We start from the raw sequence: 9,378 nt of genomic DNA, 5'->3' as shown, positions 1-9,378 counted from the left end.
GGTAAGTGGGCGCTGCGGATCGGGAGGGGCTGCAAGGCGCAAAACGCAGCAATAGCCGCAGCTATTGCGAGGATTTGCAACGCAGCAGACTGCCCGAGGCCGCAGATGCACGCGGCGCGATGATTCGTGAAGAGGATCCCTAGACCGAACGGCTGCGCGCCAGCGGCGGGTTCCTGGCGAAGTAGCGCGTGATGCCGCGCATCAGCGCGTCGGCCAGCTGTTCCTGGTAGGCGCTGCTGCGCAGCCGGCGTTCTTCTTCGGGGTTGCTGATGAACGCGGTTTCCACCAGCACGCTGGGAATGTCGGGCGCCTTGAGCACGGCAAACCCCGCCTGCTCCACGCGCGGCTTGTGCAGCTTGCCCACATTGCCGATCTCGCCCAGCAGCACGGAGCCGAGCTTGAGGCTGTCGTTGATCTGCGCGGTGGTGCTCATGTCCAGCAGGGCGCGCTGCACGTGCTGGTCCTTGCTTTGCACGTTGATGCCACCCACCAGGTCGGCCTGGTTTTCCTTGTTGGCCAGCCAGCGCGCCGCCGTGCTGGAGGCGCCGCTCTGGCTGAGCGCGAACACGCTGGCGCCGCGGGCCTCGGGCGTGGTGAAGGCATCGGCATGGATGCTGACGAACAGGTCGGCCTGCACGCGCCGCGCCTTCTGCACCCGCACGCCCAGCGGCACGAAGTAGTCGCCGTCGCGCGTGAGGAAGGCGCGCATGGGGTTGCCGCCCACGGTGGTGGCGTTGATGCGGTCGCGCAGCAGGTGGGCCACGCGCAGCACCACGTCTTTCTCGCGCGTGCCCGCGGGGCCGGTGGCCCCGGGGTCTTCGCCGCCGTGGCCCGGGTCCAGCGCAACGATGATGATGCGGTCGGTCTGGGTGGACGTGGCGCGGTTGCCGGGGCGCGGTGTCTCGGCCGGCGCCGGGGCCGGAGCGGGTGCAGGCGCCGGTGCTGCGGCCACCTGCGGGGGCGGGGCGTTGTCGGGCACGCCGGGCCGTTGGGCGCGCTGGGCGATCAGGTCGCCCAGCGGGTCGTGTGCGGGTGCGGGCGGAGCTGCGGCGCTGCGGGCGGCGGGCGCGGTGGTGGCCGCTGCCGCTGCGGTCTTGGTGTCCGCCGGGGCTTCGCGCAAGCGGTCGGCAATCAGGGCTTCCAGCGGGTCCACCGGCACGGCGGGATACAGGTCGAAGACCAGGCGGTGCCGGTAGGCCGCCACGGGCGGCAGGGTGAACACCTGGGGCACGGCCGCCTGCTTCAGGTCGACCACCAGCCGCACCACGCCGGGCGCGTTCTGGCCGACGCGGATGCCCGCGATGTTGGGGTCGTCGGGCTTCACCTTGGCCACCAGCTCGCGCAGCTCGGGGCTCAGGTCGATGCCCTCGATGTCCACGGCCAGGCGCGGCGGCGTGGCCACGAAAAACTGCTTGGCCACCAGCGCGCCGTCCGATTCGATGGTCACCCGCGAGTACTCGGGGGCGGGCCACACGCGCACGGCCAGGATGGTGGCTCCGCGGGCAATCTGCTGTGCGCCCAGCAGCAAGACCAGGCTACCGGCCTGCAGCAGCGTGCGGCGGGACGGGGGGCAGGTTCGGGTGGAACTCATTCGCTCAAAGACCTTGTAGCAGGCTGCGTCCGGCAGGGGTGTGGGCACGCAGCGTCACTTGCCTCTCGGTGTCGTTGATTGCTTCAATGTGGATAGCAAGGTCCGCAGGCGGTGTAAGCGCCGCAGCCTTTTCCGGCCATTCTGCCATCTTGAGGCCGGGGGCGGCAAAAATGTCCCTGAAACCCGCATCCTCCCATTCGCGCGGGTCGTCGAAACGGTAGAAGTCAAAGTGCCAGGCCATCGGGTGCGGGGCCAGGCCCGGCGCTTCGTGCGGCTCCACCACCGCGTAGGTGGGGCTCTTGATGCGTCCGGTCACGCCCAGGGCGCGCAGCAGGTGCCGCACCAGCGTGGTCTTGCCGGCGCCCAGGTCGCCGTGCAGCGTGACGAACGCGTGGCCCAGCCCGGGCTGGGCGGCCAGGCGGCGCGCAAACGCGGCGGTGTCGTCCTCGCTGTGCCAGACGTACTGGCGGGTCGGATCGCCCGCGGCCGCGGCGGCGGTTTCTACAATCTGGCCGGTATGGGGTGCAACAGTCAACTCGTTCCTCAAATGCAGGAGTGGGCCCGCGAGCTGGGATTTTCCCAAATTGGCGTGGCGGGGGTGGACCTGTCCGCCGCAGAGCCCGGACTGGCGGCCTGGCTGGCCCAGGGCTTCCATGGCGACATGCAGTACATGGCGGCGCACGGCATGAAGCGCGCCCGGCCGGCCGAGCTGGTGCCGGGCACCGTCAGCGTCATCACCGCGCGCATGGACTACCTGCCGCGCGGCACGGGCGCCCGGGCGCCCGAGGGCTGGCAGGCGCTGGAGCTGGCGCGCCTGGCGCGGCCGCACGAGGGCATCGTGTCCGTCTACGCCCGCGGGCGGGACTACCACAAGGTGCTGCGCGCGCGGCTGCAAAAGCTCAGCGACCGCATTGCCGGGGCCATCGGCCCGTTTGGCCACCGCGTCTTCACGGACTCGGCCCCGGTGCTGGAGGCCGAGCTGGCCGCGCGCAGCGGGCAGGGCTGGCGCGGCAAGCACACGCTGGTGCTCAGCCGCGAGGCGGGCTCGATGTTCTTTCTGGGCGAGATCTATGTGGACATGGCCCTGCCGGAAAGCGCGCCCGTCACCGCGCACTGCGGCAGTTGCAGTGCCTGCATGGACATCTGCCCCACGCAGGCCATCGTCGCGCCGCACCGGGTGGATGCGCGGCGGTGCATTTCGTACCTGACGATCGAGCACGCGGGGCCGATTCCGCTGGACCTGCGGCCTTTGATGGGCAACCGCATCTATGGCTGCGATGACTGCCAGCTCATCTGCCCCTGGAACAAGTTCGCCCAGGTCAGCCGCCTGCCCGACTTCGACGAGCGCGCCGGCCTGTCGGGCCAGCAACTGGCGCACCTGTTGGCCTGGGACGAGCCGACCTTTCTGCGCATGACCGAAGGCGGCCCCATCCGCCGCATCGGCCACGAGCGCTGGCTGCGCAACGTGGCCGTGGCGCTGGGCAATGCGCTGCGCGCCACGGGCGACGAAGCCCTGCGCGCGGCGCTGCAGTCACGAGCGCAAGACCCGAGCGCGCTGGTGCGCGAGCACGTGGCCTGGGCGCTGGGTTTGGAGTGAAATTGGCCCGTAGCGCTTGATGGGTAAGCGCAAGCAGCTATCAAAAATGAAGCATCAAAGCCGCTCAGCCAAGGGCGGCTTCCCGCGCGGGGCCTATCGCTGGGGCCGGCCGTTGCGGGCGTCAGGATCGCTGGGGCCGTTGCGGTCCGACAGGCCCGCGCCCGGGGCTCGGCCCACGGCGCCCTGGTCGCCGGTGTTGTGCGGCGGGGTGCTCCAGGTGCCGCCGGTGCGGCGGTTGTCGCCGCGCGGGTGGTCTTCGGTGGCGTCGTCAAAGTTCAGCTGCTCGGACGTGGTGGGCGGCACGTCCGCCGCGCCCCGGTCGCGCTCGTTGACCCCGCTGGGCGCGACCAGATTCGCGTCGGGAGGCTGGCCCTGCTCGTCGGATGGGCCCTTGCCGCGTGCGTTGGTCTGGCCATCGGTGGCGTAGCGTTCCACGTCGGGGGAGGGGCGGTCGGGGTTCACGCGGGGTGTGCCATCGCGCGATTCTTCCTGGTTGGGCATGGTGGGTCTCTCCGGTTGACGGCGCCGACCCCGTCGGCCAGCGCAAGCCGCCATGCTCGGCCGCCGGGCAGCCCGGGCCTGTCGGCGCGGCGCGGGGCCGGGGGTAGGAGAGGGCGCACGCCCCGCGGGCTACCGCAGCACGGCCAGCGCAAACGGCAGGCTCACCATGCCCAGCAGCGTGGACAGCGTCACCAGCCCTGCCACATACGGCCCGTTGTAGCCCATGCGCGCGGCCAGCACGTAGCAGGTGGACGCGGTGGGCAGGGCCGAGAACGCCAGCAGTACGGTGGTCTGCACGGGGCTCAGCCGCAAGAGGTGGGCCAGCCCGAACGCCAGCAGCGGCTGCACCAGGTGCCGGATGGACAGCACGGCAATGCTCAGCGCCTTGCCGCGCGCGAGCAGGCCAAATTCCAGGCCCGCGCCCGCGGCCATCAGCCCCAGCGCCAGCGACGCTGCGCTGATGCGGCTGACCGTGGGGCTGGCCCACTCGGGAATGCGAAACCCCAGCAGATTGGCCACCAGGCCCGACAGGGTGGCGATGATGAGTGGGTTGCGCACCAGCTCCCGCGCAAAGCTGTGCTGGCCGTGCCGCGCCATGGGCCACACGGCGGCCACGTTGAACAGCGGCACGCACACGCCGATGAGCACCGCGATCATCAGCAAGCCCTCGGCGCCCGCCAGGCGCTCGGCAATGGCCAGCCCGATGAAGGAGTTGAACCGGAACGCCACCTGCGCGCTGGCGGCGTGGTCGCGCGCGTCGATGTGGCGGCCCAGCAGCGGCCAGTGCGGCAGACTGTAGGCCAGCGCGATGCCGGTGACGCCCATGGCCAGCCCGGCGGCGATCAGGCCCGAGGCGGCGCCCACGTCCACCGGGCTCTTGACGATGGACTGGAACAGCAGCACCGGGAACAGCAGGTAGTACACCAGGCTCTCCACGGGCTGCCACACCGAGCGGTTGAGGGCGGTGTACCGGCAGATCAGGTAGCCGAAGAGGATGAGCGAGAAGTCCGGGAGCAGGAGCGTGGCGTAGTTCACCCTGGCGAGAATACTTGATGCACAACAAGGGATGGCCTGCATAACTCCCTGCGGTCCGTGATAGCGCGGTCTCGGGCGGTCCGCTGCGTTGCTTTTCTTGCCAATAGCCGGGCTATTGGCAAGAAAAGGCGCCTTGCGGCCCATCCCGATCCGCGCTACCACGAACTCGCGAGGGTTATGCAGGACATCCCAAGGCCTCCGGGTTAGCCCTTATGTGCAATCCGCAGGGGGGTGTCTGCGCTGTTGCGCATACCATCCCCGCTGTTGTTTGCAACCTCGCACCAAGGAGAATTTCATGCACCGTCGTCAATGGCTTGCGCTCACCGTTCTGGCGGCCGCCGCCGGCACCGCTGCCGCGCAGGGCTATCCCAACAAGGTGATCCGCCTGGTCGTGCCCTTCGCACCTGGCGGCACCACCGACATCGTTGCGCGCGTCATCGCCGAGCCGCTGGGCAAGGCCCTGGGCCAGAGCGTGATCGTGGACAACAAGGCGGGCGGGGGCGGCATCGTGGGCGCGGCGGAACTGACCCGCGCCGCGCCGGACGGCTACACCCTGGGCGTGGCCACCGTGTCCACCACGGCCGCCAACCCGGCCATCAACCCCAAGACGCCGTACAACCCGCTCACGGACTTCACGCCCGTCGTCAACATCGCCGCCACGCCCAACATCATTGCGGTGAACCCTCACTTCCCGGCCAAGGACTACAAGTCGTTCGTGGCCGAGTTGAAGAAGGCACCGGGCAAGTACTCGTACTCATCCTCCGGCACGGGCGGCATCGGCCACCTGCAGATGGAGCTGTACAAGAACCTCTCGGGCACCTTCGTCACGCACATCCCCTACCGCGGCGCGGGCCCGGCCCTGAACGACACCGTGGCGGGCCAGGTGCCGATGATTTTTGACAACCTGCCCTCCGCCCTGCCGTTCATCAAGGACAACCGCCTGGTGCCCATCGTGGTCGCGGCGCCCCAGCGCGTGGCGGCCCTGCCCAATGTGCCCACGTTCAAGGAACTGGGCCTGGAGCCCGTCAACCGCATGGCCTACTACGGCATCGTCGGCCCCAAGGGCCTGCCCAAGGACATCGTGGACAAGCTGAACGCCGGCGTACGCAAGGCGCTGGAAGACCCGGCCGTGAAGAAGCGCATCGAGGACACCGGCTCGCTGGTGATCGGCAACACGCCCGAGCAGTTCGCCGAGCAGATCAAGGCCGAGTTCGCCGTCTACAAGGACGTGGTGGCCAAGCAGAAGCTGACGCTGGAATAAGCGGTCCCAACCCGCCACAGGCCGCCCGGTTGCCGGGCGGCCTTTTTTACGTGCTATTGTTTTTGCATGCTTGCGCACAGCCAGACCGCCATTGATGCCTTTGTGGACGCCCTGTGGCTGGAGGATGGCCTGTCGCGCAACACCCTGGCGGCCTACCGGCGCGACTTGACGCTCTACGCGCAATGGCTGGCCCAGCAGCAGCCGCCCCTGGCGCTGGACGCCACGGCCGAGCACCACCTGCACGGCTACTTTGCCGCGCGCCACGCGCAGACGCGCGCCACCTCGGCCAACCGGCGCCTGACGGTGCTGCGGCGCTACTTTCACTGGGCGCTGCGCGAGCGGCGCATCACCGCCGACCCCACCGTGCGCCTGCAGGCCGCGCGCCAGCCGCTGCGCGTGCCCAAGACCTTGTCGCAAGCGCAGGTGGAGGCGCTGCTGGCCGCGCCCGACCTGGGCAACCCCCTGGGCCTGCGCGACCGCGCCATGCTGGAGCTGATGTATGCCAGCGGCCTGCGGGTGTCGGAGCTGGTCACGCTCAAGACTTTCCAGCTCAGCCTGGCCGAAGGCGTGCTGCGCGTGGTGGGCAAGGGCAGCAAGGAACGCCTGGTGCCGTTTGGCGAAGTGGCGCACCAATGGCTGGAGCGCTACCTGGCCGAGGCCCGCGGCGCCATCCTGGCCGGGCAGCCAACCGACGACCTGTTTGTCACCCAGCGCGGCAGCGGCATGACGCGCGTGATGTTCTGGGTCATCGTCAAAAAGTGGGCGCAGGTGGCGGGCATCACCGCGCCGCTGTCGCCGCACACGCTGCGCCACGCATTTGCGACGCACCTGCTCAACCACGGCGCGGACCTGCGCGTGGTGCAGCTGCTGCTGGGCCATGCCGACATCTCGACCACCACCATCTACACCCATGTGGCGCGCGAGCGCCTCAAGACCCTGCATGCGCAGCACCATCCGCGCGGGTAGGGCCGTCCTGCTTCGATACAAGGAAATCTCCATGAAGAAACTGATTCTCGGCGCTGCGCTGCTGGGCGCCGCCACCTGGGCCGCGGCCCAGGCCTGGCCCACGGGCAAGCCCCTGCGCATCATCGTGGCCTACCCGGCCGGGGGCGTGAGCGACGTGGTGGCGCGGGCGCTGGGCGACAAGCTCGCGGCGCAGCTGGGCACCCCTGTGGTCGTTGAGAACAAGGCCGGCGCCAGCGGCAGCCTGGGCGTGGACGCGGTGGCCAAGGCCGCGCCGGACGGCTACACGCTGGGCTTTGCCGCCGTGAGCCCGCTGGCGCTGAACCCGCACCTGGGCAAGTCGCCTTTCGACCCGCACAAGGACATCACCCCGGTGGTGAGCGTGATGTATTCGCCCGTGCTGCTGCTGGGCACGCCCGCCAGCAAGGCGGCCGACTTCAAGGGCCTGCTGGCGGCGGCGCAGGCCGCGCCGGGCGCCGTGCGCTGGGCCACCTCGGGGCAGGCGTCCCTGGGCCACATCATGCTGGAGCAGATCATGGCCAAGAGCCAGGTGCAGATCACGCACATCCCCTACAAGGGCGGCGGCCAGCAGATGAATGATGCGTTGGGCGGGCAGTTCGAGGTGCTGTCCACCAATGCCGGCCCGGCCGTGCTGCAGCACATCCAGGCGGGCAAGCTCAAGCCCCTGGCGGTGGGTGCGCCCGCACGGCTGGAGTCGCTGCCGCAGGTGCCCACCCTGGCCGAGCTGGGCCAGCCCGCGGCCAACCTCTCGTCGCTGTTCGGCCTGTTCGTGCCGGCACAGACGCCGCCCGCCGTGGTGGCGCGCCTGAATGCCGAGGTGAACAAGGCGCTGGCGCTGCCGGATATCCGCAGCAAGCTGCAGGCCACGGACAACGTGCCCACGGGCGGCACGGCGGCCGAATTTGCGCGCCAGATCGCCCAGGAGTCGGAGAACAACGCCCGCATCATCCGCGCCGCAGGCATCCAGCCGGCCCAATGAACCACGGCGCAGGAAAAAGAAAAGCCACCGGCCCCGGGAACGGGGGCGGTGGCCGGCAGTGCCCGAAGCACCGGGAACGGGCTTAGTCCTCGTTCAGGGTCTCGGCCCAGGTCAGGGCCTGCAAGTGGGCCCAATTGACCTGGCGGTTGGACAGGTGCAGGGCGTCGGCGGCGCGGGCAAAGGCCACCTCGTCGCCGCTCTCGCACGCCTTGGTCAGCTCCAGGAACGGGGCAAACACGCCGGTGCCGCGCAGCAGCGCGTCCATCACCGGCTCGGGCAGGGCCACGGACTCCAGCGCCTTTTCCAGGGGCACGCCCAGCATGGTGTCCAGCAGGGAGAACACGCCCACCACGAAAGCGTTGTCGCATTCCTCCGGCGGCAGCAATTCGGCAGCCAGCAGCTCCATCAGGCGGCCGCGCACCACGGCCGTCTGGCCCACCGCGGGCGGCGGTCCGCCAGCGCGGGAGGTGGTCATCAGCAGTGCCGCCCAGCGGAACAGCTTTTTCAGCCCCAGGATCATGACCGCATGCCGGAACGACGTGATCTCGCACGACAGGCCGAAGCCCGAGGAGTTGATGAAGCGCAGGAGGTTGAAGGAGAGCGTGGGGTCTTTCTTGAGCAGGTCTTCGATCTCGGCCGTGCTGGCCTGTTTGCGCACCAGGTTGATCAGCTGAATGATCGTGGCCTGCGAGGGGCGGATGGTGGTGGCCTTGACCAGCGCGGGCTGGGCAAACCAGTAGCCCTGAAACAGCTTGACCCCCAGGCCGCGCATCAGCTCGTACTGCTCGGCCGTCTCCACCTTCTCGGCCACCAGGGTGGCCTTGCTGTGGGTGGTGGCGAACTTGACCAGCGGTGCCGCCAGCTCGGGCTTGAAAGCCTGCATGTCCAGCTTGACGAAGCTCGCCAGCGGCAGCCAGCTGGTGTAGGCGCGCTTGAGGGCGTTCTGGTTGAGCGCCAGGCGGAAGCCGCGTGTGCGCAGGGCTTCCAGCGTGGGCAGGCGCCCCTCGATCTCCTCGGCCGTGGCGCTGTCGGGCAGGGGCGGGATCTCCAGCACCACCTTTTCGGGGTGGATCAGCTCCAGGTGCCCGCCGGAAAGGCTCTCGTGGGTGCAGTTGATGAACACCGTCTTCTTGCCCACCAGCGCTTCCGTCCCCGCATAGGACAGCGCATTGAACAGCAGGGCGGCATCACTGGCCGCCGTGTGGGCATCGGAGGCCGTGGAGCGGTCAAACAACTCGTAGCCATACACCGCGCGGGTCTCGTCAACGATGGCCTGGCGCGCAATGATGGCCAGGTTCTCGTCCACGGGCTCCACGGCGGGTGCGGCGAGGTCGGGTGCGTCTTGTTCGGGAGTGGTTTGCATGGAGGGCCGCGGGTGGGAGATGCTTTTTCACAATTCTAGACCTGCCAGCCTCTGAATCCCGGGGGGG

9 protein-coding genes are annotated in these 9,378 nt (G+C 69.5%); 4 read left to right on the top strand and 5 right to left on the bottom strand.

Features of this window, described 5'->3' with window-relative positions; all coding sequences use genetic code 11:
• Positions 1 to 139: 139 nt before the first annotated feature.
• Both LWW96_RS13480 and tsaE read right to left on the bottom strand, forming a co-directional pair.
• Entirely contained in the window at positions 140 to 1,591 is a 1,452-nt protein-coding gene (locus LWW96_RS13480; RefSeq protein ID WP_291487801.1) for an N-acetylmuramoyl-L-alanine amidase, read from the bottom strand.
• 4 nt (positions 1,592 to 1,595) lie between these two features.
• Complete coding sequence (gene tsaE, locus LWW96_RS13475) at positions 1,596 to 2,126, bottom strand: tRNA (adenosine(37)-N6)-threonylcarbamoyltransferase complex ATPase subunit type 1 TsaE (RefSeq protein WP_291487799.1); 531 nt, start codon at positions 2,124 to 2,126, stop codon at positions 1,596 to 1,598.
• 12 nt (positions 2,127 to 2,138) lie between these two features.
• On the opposite strand from tsaE, the gene queG reads away from it, so the two are divergent.
• Entirely contained in the window at positions 2,139 to 3,188 is a 1,050-nt protein-coding gene (gene queG, locus LWW96_RS13470; protein WP_291487797.1) for a tRNA epoxyqueuosine(34) reductase QueG, read from the top strand.
• A 93-nt stretch (positions 3,189 to 3,281) separates the two neighbouring features.
• Here queG and LWW96_RS13465 read toward each other — a convergent pair whose 3' ends face one another.
• Both LWW96_RS13465 and LWW96_RS13460 read right to left on the bottom strand, forming a co-directional pair.
• Positions 3,282 to 3,689, bottom strand: coding sequence for a hypothetical protein (locus LWW96_RS13465; protein WP_291487795.1), 408 nt, complete (start codon positions 3,687 to 3,689; stop codon positions 3,282 to 3,284).
• Between the two features lie 129 nt (positions 3,690 to 3,818).
• Positions 3,819 to 4,724, bottom strand: a complete 906-nt coding sequence (locus tag LWW96_RS13460) for an AEC family transporter (protein WP_291487793.1) — start codon at positions 4,722 to 4,724, stop codon at positions 3,819 to 3,821.
• A gap of 295 nt (positions 4,725 to 5,019) precedes the next feature.
• On the opposite strand from LWW96_RS13460, the gene LWW96_RS13455 reads away from it, so the two are divergent.
• The 3 genes from LWW96_RS13455 to LWW96_RS13445 all read left to right on the top strand — a co-directional run bounded on the left by LWW96_RS13455 (position 5,020) and on the right by LWW96_RS13445 (position 7,948).
• Positions 5,020 to 5,985 carry a tripartite tricarboxylate transporter substrate binding protein BugE gene (locus tag LWW96_RS13455; protein ID WP_291487791.1) on the top strand — a complete coding sequence of 322 codons (966 nt, stop codon included), beginning with the start codon at positions 5,020 to 5,022 and terminating at the stop codon, positions 5,983 to 5,985.
• Between the two features lie 66 nt (positions 5,986 to 6,051).
• Entirely contained in the window at positions 6,052 to 6,951 is a 900-nt protein-coding gene (gene xerD, locus LWW96_RS13450; RefSeq protein ID WP_291487789.1) for a site-specific tyrosine recombinase XerD, read from the top strand.
• Between the two features lie 31 nt (positions 6,952 to 6,982).
• Positions 6,983 to 7,948, top strand: a complete 966-nt coding sequence (locus tag LWW96_RS13445) for a tripartite tricarboxylate transporter substrate binding protein (RefSeq protein ID WP_291487787.1) — start codon at positions 6,983 to 6,985, stop codon at positions 7,946 to 7,948.
• An 82-nt stretch (positions 7,949 to 8,030) separates the two neighbouring features.
• Here LWW96_RS13445 and LWW96_RS13440 read toward each other — a convergent pair whose 3' ends face one another.
• A complete protein-coding gene (locus LWW96_RS13440; RefSeq protein WP_291487785.1) occupies positions 8,031 to 9,311 on the bottom strand; it encodes an HDOD domain-containing protein in 1,281 nt (426 codons plus the stop codon).
• Positions 9,312 to 9,378: the final 67 nt, after the last annotated feature.

Origin of the sequence: Acidovorax sp. (assembly GCF_021287135.1) — a bacterium.
Lineage (GTDB): Bacteria > Pseudomonadota > Gammaproteobacteria > Burkholderiales > Burkholderiaceae_C > Acidovorax.
The sequence above is the reverse complement of the archived record's forward strand: the minus strand, read 5'-3'. Positions and strand labels throughout refer to the sequence as shown.